The sequence below is a fragment of the Glaciihabitans sp. GrIS 2.15 genome (assembly GCF_035984695.1).
In the GTDB taxonomy this organism is placed as follows: Bacteria; Actinomycetota; Actinomycetes; order Actinomycetales; family Microbacteriaceae; genus Lacisediminihabitans.
Window position 1 is genome coordinate 326,826 of sequence record NZ_JAXCHU010000003.1, and the last position, 22,038, is coordinate 348,863.

Here is a 22,038-nt window from a genome sequence, read left to right on the forward strand (position 1 = left end):
CGCCGGGCTGGTCAGAAGAGTTTCGCACCGCTGGTGACGAACAGGATCGCTGCGATCACGAGCAGCACGGCGGCCGCACCGTAGACGCTCCACATCACAATCTTCTGCGTGCGGTTCTGCTCCGGCTTATCGGGACGGTTATCTTTGCTGAGGGTCACTGTCGGGCCTCCGTGAGTGTTCGAACGCGGTGGGTGAGCGTCGCAAGCTGTTCGGCGACGCGCACCGGAGCGGTGCCGCCAGCACCGGTGCGGCTACCGATCGAACCACTGACGGTGAGCACACTCCGGACACCGGGGGTGAGGCGGGGCGAGATCGACAGGTAGTCGGCATCCGTCGGCTGATCGAGCTCGAGCCCGCGCTGCTCGCAGAAGCTCACCAGCGAGCCACTGATCTCGTGGGCCTCGCGGAACGGAATGTGCTGGGTGACAAGCCACTCGGCAACATCCGTCGCCAGCGAGAATCCCTGGGGGGCGAGCTCGGCCATTCGATCCGTGTGGAAGGTGAGCGTCGCGACCATTCCGGTGAACGCGGGAAGCAGGACCTCGAGCGTCTCGACCGAGTCGAAGACGGGCTCCTTGTCTTCCTGGAGGTCGCGATTGTAGGCAAGCGGCAGGCCTTTGAGAGTGGCGAGAAGCCCGGCGAGATTGCCGATCAGCCTCCCGGACTTGCCCCGGGCGAGCTCGGCGATATCGGGATTCTTCTTCTGCGGCATGATCGACGACCCGGTCGAATACGAATCGTGGAGGGTGACGAAGCCGAACTCGCGGGTATTCCAGAGGATGATCTCCTCAGCAAAACGGGAGAGGTCGATGCCGATTAAGGAGAGGATGAAGGCGAACTCGGCCACGACATCGCGGCTCGCCGTCGCATCGATCGAATTCTCCATTGGGCCGGTGAGGCCGAGCTCGGTCGCGACCAGCTGGCCGTCGAGTCCGAGCGAACTGCCCGCAAGGGCGCCGGAACCATACGGCGAGAAGGATGCGCGCACTGCCCAGTCCCGCAGCCGTTCGAGGTCACGAACGAGAGGCCACGCGTGAGCGAGAAGATGATGGGCGAGCAGTACCGGCTGGGCATGCTGCAGGTGCGTGCGACCCGGCATCGCGGCATCCGGATGCGCTGCCGCCTGGGACGCGATTGCATCGATCAGGTGGGTGACGAGCTCGGCAATGGCCCGCCCGTGATCGAGCAGGTAGAGGCGGACAAGGGTGGCGATCTGGTCGTTGCGGCTGCGACCGGCCCGCAGCTTGCCGCCGAGCTCTGGGCCGGCGATGTCAATCAGGCCGCGTTCGAGCGCCCCGTGTACGTCTTCGTCGGACTCGCGCTCGGCGAAAGAGCCGTCTGACCAGGCCTGACGCAGGGTCTCGAGGGCGGCATCCATCACGACCAGCTCATCGGCGGTGAGGTAGCCCGCCGCCGCGAGCGCTTGTGCGTGGGCTCGTGATCCGCGGATGTCATAGCCGCCGAGTTGCCAGTCGAAATGGGTCGACTTGCTCAGGCGGGCGAGCTCGGGCGACGGGCCGGAGGCGAAGCGGGCTCCCCAGAGCGCGCCCTCGGTTGTCGCTCCGATATCGTTGCCGCCCGAGCCAGTGGTCATGCCTACTTGCCCGACAGCTCGCGGCGGGCCGAGATCTTGCTCGGCAATGACCAGATCTCGATGAAGCCCTTTGAGAGCGACTGGTCGAAGGTGTCGCCGGTGTCGTAGGTCGCGAGATTGAAGTCATAGAGGCTCTGCTCGCTGCGCTGGCCGGTCACGGTGGCACGGCCACCCTGCAGGTTCAGGCGGATGTCGCCGGTCACGTAACGCTGGGTGTCGTCGATGAACACGTCAAGGGACCGCTTAAGGCTCGAGAACCACAGGCCGTCGTAGACGAGATTGGACCACTCCGCCTCGACGCCGCGCTTGTACCGGCCAAGGTCACGTTCGAGAGTCAGGCTCTCGAGCGCCTCGTGCGCTGCAATGAGGGCCATTGCGGCGGGGGCCTCGTAGACCTCGCGGCTCTTGATGCCGACAAGGCGATCTTCGACAACGTCGATGCGGCCGACGCCGTGCTTTCCGGCGAGTTCATTGAGCTTCTCGATCATCTGCAGAGCGCTGTAGGACACACCGTCCAAGGCGACGGGGATGCCGGAGGCGAAGGAGATGGTGACCTCATCGGCATCCTTCGCCACGGTCGGATCCATCGTGTATTCGTACAGTTCCTCAATCGGCGCGTTCCACGGGTCCTCAAGGAATCCGGTCTCGACCGCGCGACCCCAGACGTTCTTGTCGATGGAATATGGACTCGCCGCGCTCTGGCGGATCGGCAGATTGTGCTCGTTGGCGTAGATGATCGCCTTGTCGCGGGTGAGAGCGAGATCGCGAACCGGGGCAATACTTTTCAGTTCGGGAGCGAGCGCGGCGACGGCGGCCTCGAAGCGCACCTGGTCATTACCCTTTCCGGTGCAGCCGTGCGCGACGCTGTCGGCACCCAGCTGCTTGGCCACGATCGCGAGGTGCTTGGCGATCAGCGGACGACTGAGCGCCGAGACGAGCGGGTAGCGCTTCTGATAGAGGGCATTGGCCTTCAGAGCCGGCATGAGGAAGTCGTCGGCGAACTCGTCCTGTGCATCGACGACAATCGCCTCCACTGCGCCGCAATCGAGCGCGCGCTGGCGGATATCCTCCATGTCTTCTCCACCCTGCCCGACGTCGACGGCGAGGGCCACGACCTCCTTGCCGGTGGCATCCTTCAGCCAGCCGATCCCCACCGAGGTGTCGAGTCCGCCGGAATAGGCGAGGACAACGCGTTCTGCCATGTGTGGTGCTCCTTGTTTTCGTTCGCCAGTTTATGGGGTGGGCTACCGCTGCAGCAGCCAGACCAAGAGCGCTTTCTGAGCGTGCAGGCGGTTCTCCGCTTGGTCCCAGACCACGCTCTGCGGGCCATCGATGACATCGGCGGTCACCTCGTAGCCGCGGTCCGCCGGCAGGCAGTGCAGAAAAAGAGCGTCGGACTTGGCCAGTGCCATGAGCTCGGTGTCGACGCGGTAGGAGCCGAGAGTGGTGAGGCGCTCCGCTTTCTCCTCTTCCTTACCCATCGAGACCCAGGTGTCGGTCACCACCACGTCGGAACCGGCGACGGCCTCGACCGGATCCGTATAGAGCGTGACCGATCCGCCGGTCTTCGCTGCCGCGACATCCGCTGCCGCAACCACGGAATCGGTAGGCGCGTAGTCGACGGGCGACGCGACCCGCACATGCATGCCGGCCGTTGCCCCCGCGAGCAGGTAGGACTGGGCCATGTTGCAGGCCCCGTCCCCGAGGAAGGTGACGGTGAGACCCGCGAGGGTTCCGCGGTGCTCGCGGATGGTGAGGAGATCCGCCAGCAACTGGCAGGGATGGAAATCATCGGACAGCCCGTTGATCACCGGGACCGTCGTGTTCAGCGCCATCTCCTCCAGCCCCGACTGGGCGAAGGTGCGCCAGACGATCGCGGCGACCTGGCGCTCGAGCACGCGCGCGGTGTCTGCGGCAGTCTCCTTGCCCCCGAGCTGGCTGTTGGCCGTCGAGATGATGAGCGGGATGCCGCCGAGCTCCGCAATTCCCACCGCGAATGAGACCCGGGTGCGCGTCGACGACTTGTCGAAGATCACCGCGACGGTGCGCGGTCCGGCAAGGGGGCGGGTGCCGAAGCGATCCTTCTTGAGCTCGACCGCGAGATCGAGGATGGCGGTCTGCTCGGTTTGGCTGAGGTCGTCATCGCGCAGGAAGTGTCGGGTCATTTCGCATCCAATGTAAGGGCCTGGAGGGCAATCGTGAACTTTTGCCGGAACTCCTCGAGCTCTGCGTCACCGACGATGAGCGGCGGCGCGATTCGGATGGTCGAGTCGTTCGGGGCGTTGATGATGAGCCCGTTCGCGAACGCCGCTACCGAGAGCGCACCGGCGACCGGCTGGGAGAGACCGAGACCCACGAGGGCTCCCTGGCCACGCACCTCGGTGATGAGAGGCGAGTCGATTGCCTCGACGAGCGCGCGCAGCTTCGCACCGATGACCGTGGCGTTCTCGATGAGCCCGGCCCGCTCGATCTCGCCGAGCACGGCATTGCCGGCCGCGGTCGCAAGAGGGTTGCCCCCGAAGGTACTGCCGTGCTGGCCCGGCTGGAACAGGTCGGATGCCGCACCAAAGGTGACGAGTGCCCCGATCGGCACGCCGCCGGCGATACCCTTCGCAAGGACGAGGGCATCCGGCACGACATCGGTCTGCTGGAAAGCGAACCAGGTGCCCGTGCGGCCGACGCCGGTCTGGATCTCGTCGAGGATCAGCAGTGCGCCGTACTTGGTTGCGAGCTCGCGCGCGCAACGAAGGAAGCCGTCTGGCAGATCGAGCACGCCGGCCTCTCCCTTGATCGGCTCGATGAAGATCGCGGCAACGCTGTCATCCATCGCCGCTTCGAGAGCCGCGACGGTCGTGTCGATGTGCTCGATACCGGGCAGCAGTGGCTCAAAGGCTTCGCGCAGCGCCGTCTTGCCGGTGAGCGAAAGCGATCCCATCGTGCGTCCGTGGAAGGAATTGATGAGGGAGAGGATGCGCGTGCGACGACCGTCGCCACGATTGAGCCGCGCGAGCTTGATCGCCGCTTCGATCGCCTCGGCGCCGGAATTGGCGAAAAATACCCGCCCGCCGTCGCCGGCGCCGGTGATGCGGCGCAGGCGCTCGGCGAGTTCGAGCTGCGGTGGGGAAGCGAAGTAGTTGGACACATGCGCGAGCGTCGCGACCTGGCGGCTCACGGCATCCACGAGCACCGGATGCGCGTGGCCGAGCGCGTTGACGGCGATGCCGGCGAGGAAGTCGAGATAGCGGTTGCCGTCGACATCCCACACATGGGCGCCTTCGCCGCGTTCGAGCATCGCCAGGGGTGGTGCGAATGTGCCCATCATCGCGTTGCCGAAGCGTTCGCGCCAGTTGTCCGTGTCCATCACAGGTCCTTTCCGGAAACCACTTCGGTGCCGATTCCCTCGGCGGTGAACGCCTCGAGCAAAATCGAGTGCAGGATGCGACCGTCGATGATCGCGGCCTTCGGTACTCCCCCGTCGACCGCGTCGAGACAGGCGGTCATCTTGGGGATCATGCCGGATTCGAGGGACGGCAGCAGCGCGCGCAACTCCGCCGCATCGATGGTGGAGATGAGGGAATCGCGATTGGGCCAGTCGCGGTAGAGCCCAGCGACATCCGTGAGGATCACGAGCTTCTCGGCCTCCAGGGCGATAGCGAGGGATGCCGCAGCCGAGTCGGCGTTGACGTTGAGGGACTGCCCGTGCGCCGCCGCATCCGGCGCGATCGATGAGATCACCGGGATCTGGCCGGCGTCGAGGATGGCGAGCACGACTGACGGATCGACCGCCGTGACGTCACCGACGAGCCCGAGGTCGACCGCTTCGCCGTCCACAATGGTGCCTCGACGGGTGCCGGCGAACAGGCCGTCAGTCTCCCCCGACAGCGCCTGAGCCTCGATGCCGTGCGAGTCGATGAGCGCCGCGATCTCCGGACCCACCCGGGTGGTGAGCACTTCGCGCACCACCGCAAGGGCCTCAGCAGAGGTGACCCGCAGTCCACCGCGGAACTCGCTCGGGATGCCCCTGGCCGCAAGTTCAGCGGAGATCTGGGGACCGCCGCCGTGCACCACGACCGGCCGGACTCCCACCTGGCGCAGGAAGACCATGTCTTCGGCGAAGGCATGTTTGAGTTCGTCGTTGACCATGGCGTTGCCGCCGAACTTGACCACGATGGTCTTGCCGTGGAATCGCTGAAGCCACGGCAGCGATTCGATGAGGGCCGATGCCTTCGCCGATGCTTCCCTCGAGTGCGCACCCATCAGCTCGAGTACGCGCTGTTCTCGTGCACGTAGTCGTGGGTGAGGTCGTTGGTCCAGATCGTGGCCGTGCAGGTGCCGGCGTGCAGGTCGATCAGCAGGTGCATGGCGCGATTGGTGAGGTCGACGCTCTCGCGGGGCTGGTCTGGCTCGCCCTTGTGTGCGACTCGCACGCCGTTCATCGACACGTCGATGTCGTAGGGGTCGAAGGCAGCCCCGGTGGTGCCCACTGCGGCGAGCACCCGGCCCCAGTTGGGATCGTTGCCGAAGACCGCGGCCTTGAAGAGGTTATTGCGCGCAACGGCCCGGCCGACCTCGACGGCCTCGTCTTCGGACGCCGAGTTGATCACCTCGATGGTGATGTCGTGGGCCGCGCCTTCGGCATCCTGTTGCAGCTGGGTGGCAAGGTCCTCGCAGAGCCCGGTGAGAGCCGTCGTGAACTCTTCGATCGCCGGGCTGATACCGGATGCTGCGGAAGCGAGGAGCGCAACCGTGTCGTTGGTGGACATTGCGCCGTCGGAATCGAGGCGATCGAAGGTAACCCGCGTCGCGTGCCGGAGCGCGGCATCCAGCTGCGATGACTCGAGAGCAGCATCAGTCGTGATGACGACGAGCATTGTGGCGAGTCCGGGAGCGAGCATGCCGGCACCCTTGGCCATGCCACCGATCGACCAGCCGTCGCGCAGGACGAGGGCCTGCTTGGGATGCGTGTCGGTGGTCATGATCGCAGTCGCGGCATCGAGCCCCCCGTCATCGCGGAGGAAGGCGTGGGCGGCGGTAACGCCGAAGCTCACCTTCTGCAGGTCGAGCTGGTCGCCGATAAGCCCGGTTGAGCAGACCAGCACGTCGCCGGCAGATTCGCCGAGGAGGGATGCCGCATGCTCCGCGGTGGCGTGGGTCACCTGGAATCCGCGGGCGCCGGTGTAGCAGTTGGCCCCGCCGGAATTCAGCACAATGGCGCTGACGATGCCGTCCGCGATCACCTGTTGGGACCAGATGACCGGGTTCGCCTTGGCGCGATTGCTCGTGAAGACCGCCGCCGCCGCCCGGCTCGGACCCTGGTTGACGACGAGCGCGACGTCCTTGCCGCCCTTGCCTTTTAGTCCGGATTCGACTCCGGCCGCGACGAAGCCACGGGGGTGAGTGACGCTCATGGTGCAACTCCGTCGATCGGAAGGCCGCTGGTCTCGTCGAGACCGAAGGCGATGTTCGCTGATTGGATGGCGGTGCCCGCGGTGCCCTTGACGAGGTTGTCGAGCGCTGTGACGGTCACAACGCGACCGGCCGCCTCGTCGACGACGAGGCCGATGAGTGCCGTGTTGGAGCCGAGCACGTCGCCGGTGCGGGGCATCCGACCCTCGGGCAGAACGTGAACAAAGGGCTCGTCGGCGTAGGCCGACTCCCAGGCCGCGCGGATGTCGGACGCCGAAACCCCCGGCACGATACGGGCGGTCGACGTGGCGAGGATGCCCCGCGCCATCGGCACGATCACCGGGGTGAATGAGATGGTGGGGGCCGTGGCCCCGGCTGCCCGCAACGACTGCTGGATCTCCGGGATGTGACGATGGGTGCCGCCGACCGCGTACGGATTAGCAGACCCGAGGATCTCGCTCGCCAGGTTCTCGACCTTCAGGCTCTTGCCTGCTCCCGAGGGCCCGACCGCGAGCACCGCTACGAGGTCGCGCTCTTCGATCACACCGGCCGCGATTCCGGGGGCGAGGGCAAGTGAGACGGTGCTCGCGTTGCAGCCGGGGGCTGCGATGCGAGTTGCTCCGACCAGGGCGGACCGCTGTTTGCCCCCGGCGACAGGCAGCTCCGGCACGCCGTACGCCCAGGCGCCGAAGTGGTCGCCGCCGTAGAAGGCAGCCCAGTCCGCGGCATCCGCGAGCCGGTGGTCTGCACCGCAATCGACGATGAGACTGTGGTCGCCGAGGTGGGCGGTGAGCTCACCCGAGGTGCCGTGCGGCAGCGCGAGGAAGACGAGATCATGTCCCGAGAGCACATCGGCTGTGGTCGGTTGAAGCGTGAGCCCGCCATAGGAGCGCAGGTGCGGCTGCGCGAGAGCGAGGGGTTGTCCGGCGTTCTGGAACGCCGTGACCGTAACCACCTGGAACTCGGGATGCTGGGAGAGCAGCCGCAGAAGCTCCCCGCCCGCATAGCCGCTGGCACCGGCCACGGCAACGGAATAGGACATGGTTACACCTTATTGAGAGTGGATCGACGGGGCCCGGTGCGGCGGCGCTAATGTCGGATCCGGCTTCGGCAGCCGATCAGACGGAGAGCGTCGCCTGCAGTCGCTGACCGCGACGGTCCGAGCGCAGGCGGAGACCACGGCGCACGGAGGTGTGGCGCTCGGTCGAGCCGGTGATGCTACGGATGTCCACCCTTTGAGCCTAGCGGACATCGATGGGGCGCCCGCTACTCTCGGATGCTCGCGCCGAATCGCCCGGCGGCCACTGCGGCCCCGGCGAGCTTCGCTTCGGTGGCCTCCGCCGCCGTGAGGGTGCGGTCGACAGCCCGGAAACGCAGCGCGAAGGTGAGCGACTTCGCTCCCTCCGGGATGCCCTGGCCGCGATAGTCGTCCACGAGATGCGCGACCTCCAGCAGCGGTCCGGCTCCCTCGACGATGGCCGACAGCACCTCGCCGGCGGACACCTGTGCTCCAAGCACGAGGGAGAGATCCTGGGTCGCCGCCGGGTAAGCGGCGATAGCGGTGGGCGACACCTCGGTGGCGGCGAGCTCGATGAGCAGGCCGAGCTCGAGTTCGAGCACCGCGGTCACACGCGGGAGGTCGAGCTCGCCGGCGAGCGCGGGCAGCAGCTCGCCAGCGAATCCGACGCTGCGATCGCCGAAGAACAGCTCCGCGGTACGCCCAGGGTGGAAGGAGTGATGCGATCCCTGCCGCGCCGTGATCGTGGCGCCGAGAGCGTGACCGACCTGTCGGGCCGCGTCGATCGCATCCGCAATGCCGTGCTGCACTCCTGGCTGGCCGGGCTGCTTCACAATCGCTGCGCCGGTGAACAACGCACCGAGTCGAAGGGGCTGGGGCGGAATACTGCCGAGGAGGTCTGCGAGCTCGGAACTCGTCGGGCGGATAATGCCGGAAGGCAGATCTCCGCTGGCGTAGCGGGCTCCGGCCTCCGGGCGGAACACCGATCCGATCTCGTAGACCGCGAGGTCGACGAGCCCACGAGAGAGGTTGCGACGGGCGATCTCGATGAGGCCTGGGAGCAGCGAAGTGCGCAGGAACGGTGCCTCGCCATCGAGCGGATTGGCCAGGCGGATAGCCGGGACGGCACCCGGAACCGAGCCACCGAACGCGTCATTGGCGCGCTGCGACACGAAGGGATAGGACAGCACCTCGGTGTGTCCGGTGGATGCGAGAAGTTGGGCAGCGGATCGACGAAGTCGCTGCGATCGGCTGAGACCACGCCCAGGAGGAGCCGTCGGCAACACCGCGGGGATGCGGTCGTACCCCACGATGCGAGCCACCTCCTCGGCGAGGGTCGCCTTGTCGGTGAGATCGGGCCGCCAGCTCGGCGGCGTCACCGACAGAGCATGGTCGATCGGCTCGATCAATCCGCCGATGTCCGTGAGAGAACGCAGGATCTCAACATCCGAATAGTCGGCGCCCACGAGGCCGACGATGTAGCCGTCCGGCAGCACGATCGGCTCGCGCGGGGCGACATCGAACAGGCGAGACCCCTGCGGGTCGGCCTGCCCGCCGGCGAGCTGCACGAGCAGTTCGACGACGCGGGCCGCTGACGCATCCGCTATTGCGGGGTCGACACCGCGCTCGAAGCGGCGCGAGGCTTCGCTCGGCAGCTTGTGGCGGCGGGCGGTGCGGGCGATGGAGATGGGATCGAAGTTGGCCGCTTCGACGAGCACGTTCGTAGTGGTCGCGCCGATCTCGGTGGACGCGCCGCCCATCACGCCGGCGAGACCGATCGGCCCGGAGCCGTCGGCAATGAGCAGATCCTGCGGGTCGAGAATGCGGGTCTGGTCGTCGAGAGTCACGATCTTCTCACCGACCTCGGCGCGGCGCACAACGAGACCGCCGCTCAGCGCATCGAGGTCGTAGCCGTGGATCGGCTGGCCGAGCTCCAGCATCACGTAGTTGGTGATATCGACGACGAGCGAAATAGAGCGAATGCCCGCGAGAATCAATCTCGCGATCATCCAGGGCGGAGTGGGGCGCCCGGCGTCGATGCCGCGCACCACTCGCGTGACGAATACGGTTGCGCCGATCCGGCCGCGGATGGGAGCGCGGTCGTCGATGACGACGTCGAACCCGGTGCCTTCCTCCGGCGTGACGGTGAGGGCTGGGTCGCGGAAGGCGGCACCGGTGGCGTGGGCGTATTCGCGGGCGACTCCGCGGATGGAGAAGGCGTAGCCACGATCGGGAGTGACGTTGATCTCGACGGCCCAATCGTCGAGGCCGAGAAGAGCAGTGGCATCCGCTCCCACCTCCGGGTCGAGACCCAGCGAGGCCAGGCGCAGGATGCCGTCGTGCTCCTCGCCGAGACCAAGCTCACGCGCGGAGGCAATCATTCCGTCGGAGACGTGGCCGTAGGTCGTGCGGGCGGCAATCGGGAACGGGCCGGGCAGGACCGCGCCGGGAAGCGAGACGACGACCTTGTCGCCGACAATGAAGTTGTGGGCACCACAGACGATGCCGCGCGGCTCGGGCTCGCCCACATCCACCTGGCACCAGTTGATCGTCTTTCCATTGGACTGCGGCTCTGGCGTGAACTCGAGCACCCGACCGACGACGATCGGACCGCTGAGGCCGAAGCCGTGAATCGTCTCTTCCTCGAAGCCGACGCTCACGAGCGCGGCATGCACGTCTTCCGGGGTGACGTCGAGGGGCACGTCGACGAACTCCCGGAGCCAGGAGACAGGAACGCGCATCAGATCACCATTCCGAACTGCTGGGAGAAGCGGATGTCGCCCTCAACCATGTCTCGCATGTCATTGAGGTCGTTGCGGAACTGCAGGGTGCGCTCGATTCCCATGCCGAAGGCGAAACCCTGATACTCCTCCGGGTCGATCCCGGCCGCGCGCAGCACGTTGCGATTGACCATGCCGCAGCCACCCCACTCCACCCAGCGTGCCCCACCCTTGGCGTTCGGCTGCCAGACATCCATCTCGGCGCTCGGCTCGGTGAAGGGGAAGTAGTTGGGGCGCAGTCGAATCTTCGCCTCGTCGCCGAACATGATGCGGGCGAAGTGCTCGAGGGTGCCGCGCAGGTGTGCCATGGTGAGGCCCCGGTCGATGGCGATGCCCTCGACCTGGTGGAACACCGGGGTGTGAGTGGCGTCAAGCTCGTCGGTGCGGAAGACCTTGCCGGGCGAGATGACGTAGACGGGCAGCTCGCGGGTGAGCAGCGAGCGGATCTGCACCGGGCTGGTCTGAGTGCGCAGCACCAGGTGCTCCTCGACCGGTTCGACGAAGAAGGTGTCCTGCATGGCGCGGGCCGGATGATCCTCGTCGAAGTTGAGCGCGTCGAAGTTGAACCACTCGTTCTCGAGCTCCGGCCCCTCGGCCACCTCCCAGCCCATTCCGACGAAGACATCGGCGATGTACTCCTGCAACAGGTTGAGCGGATGCCGCGCGCCCGGAGTCCAGCGAGATGACAGTGCCGTGACATCCAGCGCCTCTGCGGCGAGGCGTCCGGTTTCCTCTGCCGCGAAGAGTTCGGCCTCGCGTGCGGCGAAGGCCTGGTTGGCGCGGCCGCGCGCCTGGCCGACGAGCTTGCCGAAGGCGGCCTTATCGGCCGGAGCGACATCCCGCAGGGTCGCATTCAGCTTCGCCAGGGGAGACGCCTCACCGAGGTGCTGAGTCTTGACCAGCCTGAGGGCGGCGACATCCGCGGCCGCAGTGATTGCGGCGAGAGCCGAATCGAGCGCGGTACCGACGCTGGCTTCGGAAATCGACGGGGGCGGCGGCGTGGTGGGGTCTGACACGGGTCCCAAGCTTAATGCCAACGAGCGTCGAGACCGGGACCGGGAATATTCGCGATTGCCGTCTTAGGGAATCGAACTCAACGCTCCCACGAACGAGACGGCAACCAAAGGAATAATTTCCGACCCGCGACCGATCTTTCCAGGATGGCGGAACCGGGCGAAATGCGGCGCGAACGCTGAAGACGACGATTTTTGGTCGTGCCGGGGCCTCGATATGGACGCGCGGCGTGTCACTCGATCAGTACCTACTCGATCAGTGTTCGCTGCGCGAAAGCGCTCTCATACAGGCAAACGGATGCAGCTGTCGCGAGATTCATGGACTCGGCATGGCCGTAGATCGGCACCTTGATCGCGCGATTCGCAAGCGCAAAATGCTCGTCAGAGAGCCCACGGGCCTCGTTACCGAACAGCCAGGCCGTTGGCTGTGCGAGAAGCCCCTCGACCCGCGCCGAGAGCAGATTGTCTCCCTTGATGTCTGCCGCGAGAACGGTGAGGCCGGCCGCATGCACCTTCTGCAACACGGCTTCCAGCTCCACCCCGACGGCGACCGGCAGGTGGAAGATGGAGCCGGTAGAGGCGCGGACGACCTTGGGATTGTAGAGATCGACGCTGCGGCCGGTGAGGATTACAGCGTCGGCACCCGCGGCATCTGCGGCCCGGATGATTGTGCCGGCATTGCCCGGGTCACGCACCTCTTCGAGGATGGCAATCAGCTTTGGTTCGGCGGCGAGAATATCTTTCAGCGAAGTGGGGAACTGGCGACACACCGCGATGATTCCCTGGGGAGTCACGGTGTCCGCCATCGCGTCAAGTACATGTTCGCTGACGAATTCGACCTCGATACCCGCCTCTTCCGCGTTGTGCGCGATGTCCGTGTAACGGTCGAGGGCCGTCGGCGTTGCGAAGAGCTCGACGACGAGTTCGGGTCGGAAGGCGAGGGCTTCGGCGACTGCCTGCGGACCCTCGAGAAGAAACTGGCCGCTCGAGACGCGCCCTTCGCGTTTTGCGAGTTTGGCAACGCCACGGACGCGCGGCGAACGGGGGTTATCTAGCACGGCTCAAGTCTATTGTCGCGAGGAGGCTTCACGGTGGAGGTCGAATTCCCCGGCGCGTATATGACTGACGTTCGACTCTGCGCACCCTCACGGGTACGGGCCGGCGTGACGAAAGGCCCGACAACCCACAGGTGGCCGGGCCCTTCGATGAAGAGACTGCGAACTACGCGAGCACCCTCGGGGCCGAGGTGTCGGCCGGGAGAGCGGCCTTCGCGGTGGCGACAAGAGCAGCGAACGTCGCTGGCTCGGTGACGGCGAGGTCGGCAAGGATACGACGGTCGACGCCGACTCCGGCCAGGTTCAACCCCTGGATGAGCCGGTTGTACGTGAGGCCATTGGCTCGCGACGCGGCGTTGATGCGCTGGATCCACAAGCGACGGAAGTCACCCTTGCGGGCACGACGGTCACGGTAGGCATAGACGAGGGAGTGAGTGACCTGCTCCTTGGCCTTGCGGTACAGACGCGAACGCTGGCCGCGGTAACCCTTGGCGCGCTCGAGGATGACCCGACGCTTCTTGTGGGCGTTGACGGCCCTCTTTACTCTTGCCATTTCCGTTTTCCTTTAGTTCTGGGGGTCGACGTTAGATGCCGAGAAGCTTTTTAATGGCCTTGACGTTTGCCGGAGCAATGACCTGGTCCTGGTTGAGGCGACGCTTGCGCTGCCCCGACTTGCTTTCCAGGTTGTGGCGCATGCCAGCCTGCTGCTTCATGATCTTGCCGCTGCCGGTGACCTTGAATCGCTTCTTGGTGCCGGAGTGCGTCTTCTGCTTGGGCATATCTCTCCTTGTTTGAGCCTTCGTTCGGCTCGTTTACTCGCCGGAACTAGTCCGACGTCACATCTGCTGGTGCAGTCTTGGGCGGAACCGCACGAGGCTTTGGCGCGTTTCCGGGGGTGGGGGCGGGTCGTGGAACTGGCTTGGATGCCGTCGCTGGCGTTGGCTTTGATGCCGCGGCCGGGGTGGCTGCCGCGCGCGGCGCCGGTGCGGCCTTCACGACAGGAGTCGCAGACGCAGCCTTCGCGACGGGAGCTACTGCAGCGGCCTTCGCGACGGGAGCCGCGGCAGCGGGAGCTGCCGCAGCGGCCTGTGCGACAGGAGCCGCAGTAGCGACCTTCGGCGCAACTGCCGGTGCTGGGGCAGCAGAAGCCGCCTCGGCGACCGGCGCTGCTTTGGCCGCCATGGGAGCTACCGCTCGCTCGGCGACAGGAGCGACAACGGGAGCCTCGGTGCGTACTGGCGCGACCATCGGTTCGAAAGGCGCCTCGGGGCGCTCAGCGCGAGGCTTTGCTGCGGGCTTTTTGGCGTCGTGCTCAGCCTTGACCTCTGCCTTGGTCTTCAGCGGGCCGATCACCATGACCATGTTGCGGCCGTCAATCATCGGAGTCGACTCGACGCTGCCGAATTCGGACACGTCTTCCGCGAAGCGCTGGAGGAGTCGCACGCCCTGCTCGGGACGCGACTGCTCGCGACCGCGGAACAGGATCATTGCCTTGACCTTGTCGCCGCCCTGCAGGAATCCCTCGGCACGCTTGCGCTTGGTCTCGTAGTCGTGCACGTCGATCTTCAGTCGAAAACGCACTTCTTTGAGGATGGTGTTGGACTGGTTGCGCTTGGCTTCTTTCGCCTTTTGCGCGGTTTCGTACTTGAACTTGCCGAAATCCATAATCTTGGCGACGGGAGGCTTGGAATTGGGAGCAACCTCAACCAAATCCAGGTCTGCCTCCTGGGCAAGACGAATGGCGTCTTCAATGCGCACTACACCGACCTGCTCGCCGTTGGGGCCAACAAGTCGGACCTCCGGCACGCGGATTCGGTCATTGGTACGGGGATCGCTGATGCGTAACTCCTTAGTCGGGCGTGTTGGCCAGAGTTGTCGGCGGTATGCCGGACTCTTGACGACTGAGGAAATTCGTGCGCCTAAGCATCCGGTATTTTTCGGATCCTTGGGCACTGCGACCTGACTGCCTGCACCCCGTATGGGAGAGCAAGCGGACCGCAACAACCCGGTAACCTCGTCATTAGCGATATTGACTAGCAGTATCTCTAAGCGGTCAAGCGCGGGTGGGAGAATCTCCACTTTCGTTCCGAGATCCCTTGCGGGCTCGGAGCCAGCGTTCAGTGTAACAGAGGAAGCGCCCGATGAGCGAGCAGGATCATTCAGAACCCGGCCACACCCACGAGAACAATGCGGCGAGGGATATTGCGGATGTTCCGGCGATCGAGGTCATCAACACTGTCGCCGTCCACCTGCTCAGTGCTGCGGCCGTGAAGTGCGGCCTCGCGGATGATCCGGACACCCAGCTCGACCTGGACGAGGCCCGAAAGCTGATCAACGCCCTCGCCGGCCTGATCACCGCGAGTGCCCCCGACCTCGGCGACCAGCACTCACGGGCGCTGCGGGACGGCCTGCGTTCCGTGCAGCTCGCATTCCGCGAGGCATCCACGATTCCGGATGCCCCTGGCCTCGGCGCCGGCGAGAAGTGGACCGGCGCCGTCAACTGATGCGCCGCTACCCGGCCGCGCACCCGTTCCCTCGTGCATCCCGCCGCTTCCGAAAACGCAGGAGATTTGCCACCGCAGGAGCGAATCGCTGCCATTCGGGCGGCTTCGTGGCGCATCTCCTGCGTTTTCGAGATGGGGGTTGGGCGGGGCGACGGCGAGGGCGCTACCGCGGGTCGTCGTCGAAGAGGTTCGGCGGACCGGGCCGGTTGCGCCGATTCCGGGCGGTGACCACAAAGCCCACCGCAGCCCAGGCGATCGCCACGACGAAGAACCACGGCTGCGCGGATGCCCCGAGAACGAGTCCGACGAGCACCACCACGAAGCCGACGTTCAGCCAGAAAGAGACGGACTTACCCGGCATGGCCTTCTCCCGTGCCGATGTGACGCTCGTCCGGCCCGTTGTAAAGGCTGAGGGGGCGGATGAGGGCGTTCGAGGCGAGCTGTTCCATGATGTGCGCGGTCCAGCCGGTGATGCGGCTCGCGACGAACAGCGGGGTGAACATTGCGGTGTCGTAGCCGATCAGGCTGTAGGCCGGGCCTGAGGGGTAGTCGAGGTTCGGTTTGATGTTCTTCGCCTCACCCATCGCTTTCTCCAGGGTGTCGTAGAGATCGGAGAGCGGTTGGGCGTCGTACTCGACGATGAGAGTGTCGAGTGCCGCTTTCATCGTCGGTACTCGCGAGTCCCCGTTCTTGTAGACCCGGTGTCCGAAGCCCATGATCTTGCGCTTCTCGGCCAGTGCCGTGTCCAGCCAGGCCTGCGCCCTGTCCGCAGTTCCGATTTCCTCGAACACATGCATCACCGCCTCGTTCGCTCCCCCGTGGAGCGGTCCCTTGAGGGCTCCGATTGCTCCGACGACGGCCGAGTAGAGGTCCGAGAGGGTCGAGGTGATTACGCGGGCGGTGAAGGTGGAGGCGTTGAAGGAGTGTTCGGCATAAAGCACCATCGACACGTCGAAGGCATTCACGACCACGAGATCCGGCACTTCGCCGAAGGTCATGTGCAGGAAGTTGGCTGAGTAGCCGAGATCGTCGCGCGGCTCGATCAGCTCCTGGCCGCGGCGGCGACGCTGGTCGTACGAGACGATCGCGGGGAGCTGGGCGAGCAGTGCAACCGACTTCGTGAGGTTTGACTCCGGGCTCGCGTCGTCGGCGTGTGGATCGTTCGCACCGATCACGCTGACCGCGGTGCGCACAACATCCATCGGATGCGCGGTGAGCGGCAGGTCGTCGATAACGCGCTTCACCGTGTCGTCGAGCGCGCGCAGCGAGCGCTCGAGAGTCTCAAAGTCGGCGAGCTGGTGCTCGTCGGGAAGCTCGCCATGCCAGAGGAGATACGCAACCTCTTCGAAGGAACAGTTCGCCGCCAACTCCTGCACAGGGTATCCGCGATAGAGCAGCGAGTTGGTGTCGGGATTCACCTTGGAGACTGCGGTGTAATCGACGACGACTCCCGCGAGCCCCTTTTTCGGTGCCTGTTCAGTGGTGGCTGGGTCGGTCATGTGTGCTCCTAGCTCAGGGTGAAGTTGAAGACGCTCGTGTCGAAGGCGTTGTATGCCTCGTAGTCGAGCAACTCGTAGAGCCGGGCACGCGTCTGCATGTTCGGCACCTCCGATGTCAGTGATCCCTCTCGCCTGATCGTATCGAGACCGCGTTCGGCTGCCCCCATCGCGAGCCGCAGAAGGCTGACCGGGTAGATCACCAGGTTGATTCCGACGCCCGCGAGTTGGTCGGTGGTGAACAGCTCACTCTTGCCGAATTCGGTCATGTTGGCAAGGATCGGCACGTCGATCGCCGCGCGAATGGCCGCGAACTCAGAGAGGTCGACCATTGCCTCCGGGAAAATCGCGTCGGCCCCGGCATCGACAAGCGCCTTCGCCCGGTCGATGGCGACGGCGAGCCCGTCGATTGCCCGGATGTCGGTGCGTGCCATGATCAGCAGGTTCGGGTCTCGGCGCGCATCCACCGCCGCACGGATGCGTTTGGTCGCCGTGGCCGTGTCAACGACGGCCTTTCCGTCGAGGTGACCGCACCGTTTCGGGTTGACCTGGTCTTCGATATGAAGGCCGGCCACGCCGGCATCCTCGAGTTCCTGCACCGTGCGGGCGACATTCATCGGCTCGCCGAATCCGGTGTCCGCATCCACCAGCGAGGGCAGGTCGGTCATCCGACTGATCTGCTTGGCCCGGTTGGCGACCTCGGTGAGGGTGGTGAGCCCGATATCCGGCAAGCCGAGATCCGCGGCGATGACCGCGCCGGAGATGTACACCCCGTCGAATCCCCTGTCCTGGATGAGTTTTGCGCTTAACGGGTTGAACGCCCCTGGCACAAGCTGCAGTTTTCCACTGCCAAGGGCCGCTCTCAAGTTGGCTCGCTTCTCGGCGGGGGTGAGGGCGGAATACAGCATCAGAAAAGTCCCTTCGGGCCGGCGCCAAGGAGGCCCGGCTTCGCGGTGACGGTGAGACCACCGAGTTCGTTGGCAGTGAGTTCGGGCAGGCGCTGCACGAGCTCGAGGAAGCGTTCAATCTCCACGGCGTCGAGAATTCCCGCGGCGAGCGCGCGGAATTTTGCGATGTAGTGTTCACGCACGAATGGCCGAGCGCCGAGGGGATGTGCATCCGCTACCGCGATCTGGTCGACGATGCTCGTTCCGTCGGTACGCGTGATGACAACGCGACCGCCGAAGGCCTTTTCGGCCGGGTCGTTCGAGTGGTAGCGACGGGTCCACTCTGCATCCTCGGTGGTCGTCACGCGGTTCCAGAGTGCGACCGTGTCGGGGCGCCCCGCACGCTCGGGTGCATAGGACCGCTCGTGGTGCCATTCGCCGTCCTGCAGCGCGACCGTGAAGATGTACGGGATCGAGTGATCGAGTGTCTCTCGGCTCGCGGTGGGATCGTACTTCTGCGGGTCGTTCGCGCCGGATCCGATCACGAAGTGCGTGTGATGGCTCGTGTGGATGACCACGGACGCGATCGTATCGGCAGCGAGGTCGGGGTATTCGTTATGCAGCTTTCGGGCGACGTCGATCCAGGCCTGTGCCTGGTACTCCGCCGAATGCTCCTTGGTATAGGTGTCCAGAATGCCCCGTTTGGCCTCGCCGGCTTCCGGCAGCGGCACCTCGTAATGGGCATCCACGCCATCGAGCAGCCAGGCGATCACGCCGTCCTCGCCCTCGTAGATGGGCGTCGGACTGGTTTGGCCGCGCATTGCACGGTCGACTGCTTCGATGGCCATCTTGCCGGCAAAGGCCGGGGCGTATGCCTTCCAAGTGGATATTTCGCCCTTTCGCGATTGTCGCGTGGCGGTGGTGGTGTGCAGTGCCTGGCCGATCGACTGGAAGATCACTTCCGGCGAGAGGCGAAGCATCGTGCCGATTCCCGCGGCGGCCGACGGGCCGAGGTGAGCGACGTGATCGATCTTGTGCGCATGCAGGCTGATGGCCTTCACCAGGTCGACCTGGATCTCGTAGCCGGTGGCGATGCCGCGAACCAGGTCGGCGCCCGTGCAGCCCGCCTGCTGGGCCACCGCAAGGATCGGCGGGATGTTGTCGCCGGGGTGCGAATACTCGGCCGCGAGAAAGGTGTCATGGTAGTCGAGCTCGCGAACAGCCACGCCGTTGGCCCAGGCCGCCCACTCGGGGCCGAACCGACCGGCGATGCCGAAGACCGTCGATCCGGGCTCATAGGGATGGTCCTCGGCCTGTGCGCGCGCAGCGATCGCGGGCCCTCGGGTGAGGGAGGCGGTGGCAACGGATGCATTGTCAATCAGCCGGTTGATCACCATCTCGGTCACCTCGGGAGTCACCGCCACCGGATCTGCCGCCACCTCGGCGATCTTCCAGGCCAGCTGGTCTTCACGCGGGAGGTTCTCGGAGCTCGGGTGGACGCGTACGGAGTGCAGTTTCACTTATGTTCCTTTCGGTAAGGCGCTACTCGTTGAGCTCGCCCGGTTCAAGAGGTCTGCCTGGAGGTGTGCCATCTTCTGGATGTTTTGGAGGGCCTGGTGGAGGTGTACCTGCGTCGCGTGAGCAGCAAGTTCGGCATCCCGGGCGGCGATCGCCTGCACGATGAGAAGGTGCTCGGCAGCAGCGGCGGACAGTCGCGCGGGGTCGTCGACAGCGAGCCGACGAACGCGCACGAGATGAGTACGCAGGGTCGCCAGCGCGGCGGCCAGGTAGGAATTGCCAACGGCGGTATCGATGGCATCGTCGAGTCGGGCGACGAGTCCGTAATAGGCGTGGCGGACCGGATCGTCGTGCTCGAGCAGCTCGTTGACGGCCGCGAACTCGATCTCGAGCTGCTGGAACACCGCGGTGTCGCCGCGTCGGGCGGCGAGGCGAGCTGCCTGCTCCTCGAGTGCCTGGCGCACCTCGAAGATCTCCCGGATGCTCGCGAGCGACAGATCAGTGACGACGAGGCCGCGACCGGATTGGGATGACACCAGGCCATCCGCCATCAATCGCGTGAGCGCCTCCCGCAAGGGGGTGCGCGAAACACCGAGGCGGGTGGACTGCTCGACCTCGCCAAGCACGCTTCCCGGACGCAGCTCCCACTCCACGATCTCGTCGCGAAGGGTCTGGTATGCCCGATCGCTTGCCCGCCGACTGACTGCCATTGCTCCCCATCTTTCGCACTTCTGTACACATTATGGCCCATTCCGGGCCAATTTACCCATCCTGTGTCATACTTCATGCATATTCTGTATACATAGCCGGTGTTATGACTTCGATGGAGAGGTATTCCGTGAGTGAGCCCAGCGCGTCCCCGGAGAGTTCCCGCAGCTACCGGCAGACATTTCAACGCAGCGCAGACGACCGCGAGGGATTCTGGCTCGAGGCGGCGAAGCTCGTGGACTGGGTGATCGAGCCGACCACGGCCCTCGACAGCAGCGATGCTCCGCTCTACCGCTGGTTCGCCGGGGCCGAACTCAACACCTGCTTCAACGCGCTCGATCGGCATGTGCTGGCCGGGCGTGGGGAGACCACCGCGCTGATCTACGACTCTCCCGTCGTCGGCAAGAAAAAGACTTACAGCTACGCCACTCTCCTCGACAAAGTCGCCCGGTTCGCCGGTGTACTCGGGGATGCCGGAGTCGCGAAGGGCGATCGGGTCATCATCTACATGCCGATGATGCCGCAGGCGATCGTTGCGATGCTGGCGTGCGCTCGACTCGGCGCGGTGCACTCCGTAGTCTTCGGCGGCTTCGCGGAGAAGGAACTCGCCGCCCGCATCGACGATGCCGCCCCGGTCGCGATTGTGACCGCCACCGGTGGCATCGAGCCGAACCGGGTAGTGGAGTACCTTCCCACCATCTCGGCCGCACTCGAACTCAGCAGGCACAGCGTCGACACCGTGATCGTGAAAAACCGACCGGAGGTGCCGGGCCGGGCGAGCGACTATTCGACCGAGACGACCGCGTGGTGGGACTGGGATGAGCATTCGGCGACCGCAACCCCGCGGGATCCGGTGCCGGTGGCCGCGACCGACCCGCTCTACATCCTCTACACCTCCGGCACGACCGGCGCCCCCAAGGGCGTCGTGCGCGATAACGGCGGCCATGCCGTGGCGATGGCCTGGTCGATGAAGAACATCTACGGCGTCGGGCGGGGTGAGGTCATGTGGACGGCGAGCGACGTCGGCTGGGTCGTCGGCCACTCCTACATCGTCTACGGCCCCCTCATCGCGGGGGCCACGACGGTGCTGTATGAGGGCAAGCCGGTGGGCACTCCGGATGCCGGGGCATTCTGGCGCGTCGTCAGCGACTACCGCGTCAAGACTCTATTTACCGCGCCGACGGCTCTCCGCGCCATCCGCAAGGCCGACCCGCACGCCGCGCTCTCGCACCAGTACGACCTCAGCTGTCTCGACGCCCTCTTCCTCGCCGGCGAGCGCCTCGACCCCGATACCTGGACCTGGGCCACCGCGCTGCTCGAGAAGCCGGTCATCGACCACTGGTGGCAGACCGAGACCGGTTGGGCGATCTGCGCGAGCCCGCGCGGGCTCGAGCAACTACCGTTGCGAGCCGGCTCCCCGTCGTTTCCCGTACCCGGCTACAACGTGAGCATCGTCGACGAGCATGGTCAGACGGTGCCACACCTCGACGAGGGGAACATCGTCATCTCGCTGCCGCTGCCGCCCGGCACGCTGACCACGCTCTGGAACGGCGACGACCGCTACATCCAGCAGTATCTCTCGGTGATTCCCGACCACTACCTCACCGGAGACTCCGGCTACTTCGATCGCGAGGGCTACCTCTACGTGATGGGCCGAACCGACGACATCATCAACGTGGCAGGGCATCGACTCTCCACAGGATCGATGGAGCAGGTGCTCGCGCAACATCCGGCCGTCGCCGAGTGCGCCGTGATCGGCGTGCACGACGAGATCAAGGGCCAGAAGCCGATGGGCTACGTGGTGCTGAAGAGCGGTACCGACATTTCGGATGAGGCCCTCGCCGCCGAGCTTGTGGCGATGGTACGGGAGCAGATCGGGGCCGTCGCCGCGTTCCGAGATGTGGTGGTCGTGTCCGGCCTGCCGAAGACCCGGTCCGGCAAGATCCTTCGCAAGACGATGCGCCAGATCGTGAACGGTGAGGACTACGTGGTGCCTCCGACGATTGAGGACACGCAGTCGATCGCGGTGATCGCCGCGACGGTTGGACGCTGACGTCGC

21 protein-coding genes are annotated in these 22,038 nt (G+C 65.5%); 2 read left to right on the forward strand and 19 right to left on the reverse strand.

The features are described from left to right. Positions 1-11 precede the first annotated feature (11 nt). The 14 genes from RCH11_RS06180 to infC all read right to left on the reverse strand — a co-directional run bounded on the left by RCH11_RS06180 (position 12) and on the right by infC (position 14,777). On the reverse strand, positions 12-158 hold the full coding sequence (locus RCH11_RS06180; protein ID WP_327056112.1) for a hypothetical protein: 147 nt from the start codon (positions 156-158) through the stop codon (positions 12-14). Continuing rightward, positions 155-1,594 (reverse strand): argininosuccinate lyase, encoded by a 1,440-nt coding sequence (argH, locus tag RCH11_RS06185; RefSeq protein ID WP_327056113.1) that lies wholly within the window; start codon positions 1,592-1,594, stop codon positions 155-157. Before argH ends, RCH11_RS06180 begins: the two co-directional genes overlap by 4 nt. Before the next feature lie 2 nt (positions 1,595-1,596). Beyond that, a complete protein-coding gene (locus tag RCH11_RS06190) occupies positions 1,597-2,796 on the reverse strand; it encodes an argininosuccinate synthase (protein ID WP_327056114.1) in 1,200 nt (399 codons plus the stop codon). Between the two features lie 42 nt (positions 2,797-2,838). Then, positions 2,839-3,759, reverse strand: a complete 921-nt coding sequence (argF, locus tag RCH11_RS06195; protein WP_327056115.1) for an ornithine carbamoyltransferase — start codon at positions 3,757-3,759, stop codon at positions 2,839-2,841. Continuing rightward, positions 3,756-4,955: an acetylornithine transaminase gene (locus RCH11_RS06200; protein ID WP_327056116.1), complete on the reverse strand. Its 1,200-nt coding sequence runs from the start codon at positions 4,953-4,955 to the stop codon at positions 3,756-3,758. Before RCH11_RS06200 ends, argF begins: the two co-directional genes overlap by 4 nt. Next, a complete protein-coding gene (gene argB / locus RCH11_RS06205) occupies positions 4,955-5,851 on the reverse strand; it encodes an acetylglutamate kinase (RefSeq protein WP_327056117.1) in 897 nt (298 codons plus the stop codon). The genes RCH11_RS06200 and argB overlap by 1 nt, the downstream gene beginning before the upstream one ends. After that, on the reverse strand, positions 5,851-7,002 hold the full coding sequence (gene argJ, locus RCH11_RS06210) for a bifunctional glutamate N-acetyltransferase/amino-acid acetyltransferase ArgJ (RefSeq protein WP_327056118.1): 1,152 nt from the start codon (positions 7,000-7,002) through the stop codon (positions 5,851-5,853). Before argJ ends, argB begins: the two co-directional genes overlap by 1 nt. Then, complete coding sequence (gene argC / locus RCH11_RS06215; RefSeq protein ID WP_327056119.1) at positions 6,999-8,042, reverse strand: N-acetyl-gamma-glutamyl-phosphate reductase; 1,044 nt, start codon at positions 8,040-8,042, stop codon at positions 6,999-7,001. The genes argJ and argC overlap by 4 nt, the downstream gene beginning before the upstream one ends. 224 nt (positions 8,043-8,266) lie before the next feature. Next, positions 8,267-10,759 (reverse strand): phenylalanine--tRNA ligase subunit beta, encoded by a 2,493-nt coding sequence (gene pheT / locus RCH11_RS06220; protein WP_327056120.1) that lies wholly within the window; start codon positions 10,757-10,759, stop codon positions 8,267-8,269. Beyond that, positions 10,759-11,781 (reverse strand): phenylalanine--tRNA ligase subunit alpha, encoded by a 1,023-nt coding sequence (gene pheS / locus RCH11_RS06225; protein ID WP_442789013.1) that lies wholly within the window; start codon positions 11,779-11,781, stop codon positions 10,759-10,761. The genes pheT and pheS overlap by 1 nt, the downstream gene beginning before the upstream one ends. 278 nt (positions 11,782-12,059) lie before the next feature. Further along, positions 12,060-12,869, reverse strand: a complete 810-nt coding sequence (locus RCH11_RS06230; RefSeq protein ID WP_327056122.1) for a TrmH family RNA methyltransferase — start codon at positions 12,867-12,869, stop codon at positions 12,060-12,062. Positions 12,870-13,032: 163 nt separating this feature from the next. Continuing rightward, positions 13,033-13,419 (reverse strand): 50S ribosomal protein L20, encoded by a 387-nt coding sequence (rplT, locus tag RCH11_RS06235; RefSeq protein ID WP_327056123.1) that lies wholly within the window; start codon positions 13,417-13,419, stop codon positions 13,033-13,035. A 31-nt stretch (positions 13,420-13,450) separates the two neighbouring features. After that, a complete protein-coding gene (rpmI, locus tag RCH11_RS06240) occupies positions 13,451-13,645 on the reverse strand; it encodes a 50S ribosomal protein L35 (RefSeq protein ID WP_196829774.1) in 195 nt (64 codons plus the stop codon). Between the two features lie 46 nt (positions 13,646-13,691). Continuing rightward, positions 13,692-14,777 carry a translation initiation factor IF-3 gene (gene infC / locus RCH11_RS06245; protein WP_327056204.1) on the reverse strand — a complete coding sequence of 362 codons (1,086 nt, stop codon included), beginning with the start codon at positions 14,775-14,777 and terminating at the stop codon, positions 13,692-13,694. Between the two features lie 230 nt (positions 14,778-15,007). On the opposite strand from infC, the gene RCH11_RS06250 reads away from it, so the two are divergent. Next, positions 15,008-15,370 (forward strand): DUF1844 domain-containing protein, encoded by a 363-nt coding sequence (locus RCH11_RS06250; RefSeq protein ID WP_327056124.1) that lies wholly within the window; start codon positions 15,008-15,010, stop codon positions 15,368-15,370. 163 nt (positions 15,371-15,533) lie between these two features. On the opposite strand, the gene RCH11_RS06255 is transcribed toward RCH11_RS06250, so the two are convergent. The 5 genes from RCH11_RS06255 to RCH11_RS06275 are packed head-to-tail and all read right to left on the reverse strand — an operon-like array spanning position 15,534 to position 19,981. Beyond that, positions 15,534-15,731: a hypothetical protein gene (locus RCH11_RS06255; protein ID WP_327056125.1), complete on the reverse strand. Its 198-nt coding sequence runs from the start codon at positions 15,729-15,731 to the stop codon at positions 15,534-15,536. Continuing rightward, positions 15,721-16,869 carry a bifunctional 2-methylcitrate synthase/citrate synthase gene (locus RCH11_RS06260; RefSeq protein WP_327056126.1) on the reverse strand — a complete coding sequence of 383 codons (1,149 nt, stop codon included), beginning with the start codon at positions 16,867-16,869 and terminating at the stop codon, positions 15,721-15,723. The genes RCH11_RS06255 and RCH11_RS06260 overlap by 11 nt, the downstream gene beginning before the upstream one ends. An 8-nt stretch (positions 16,870-16,877) precedes the next feature. Then, positions 16,878-17,774, reverse strand: a complete 897-nt coding sequence (prpB, locus tag RCH11_RS06265) for a methylisocitrate lyase (protein WP_327056127.1) — start codon at positions 17,772-17,774, stop codon at positions 16,878-16,880. Beyond that, positions 17,774-19,273 carry an MmgE/PrpD family protein gene (locus RCH11_RS06270; protein ID WP_327056128.1) on the reverse strand — a complete coding sequence of 500 codons (1,500 nt, stop codon included), beginning with the start codon at positions 19,271-19,273 and terminating at the stop codon, positions 17,774-17,776. Before RCH11_RS06270 ends, prpB begins: the two co-directional genes overlap by 1 nt. Further along, positions 19,274-19,981 (reverse strand): GntR family transcriptional regulator, encoded by a 708-nt coding sequence (locus tag RCH11_RS06275; RefSeq protein ID WP_327056129.1) that lies wholly within the window; start codon positions 19,979-19,981, stop codon positions 19,274-19,276. Positions 19,982-20,109: 128 nt separating this feature from the next. On the opposite strand from RCH11_RS06275, the gene RCH11_RS06280 reads away from it, so the two are divergent. Further along, complete coding sequence (locus RCH11_RS06280; RefSeq protein ID WP_327056130.1) at positions 20,110-22,032, forward strand: propionyl-CoA synthetase; 1,923 nt, start codon at positions 20,110-20,112, stop codon at positions 22,030-22,032. Positions 22,033-22,038: the final 6 nt, after the last annotated feature.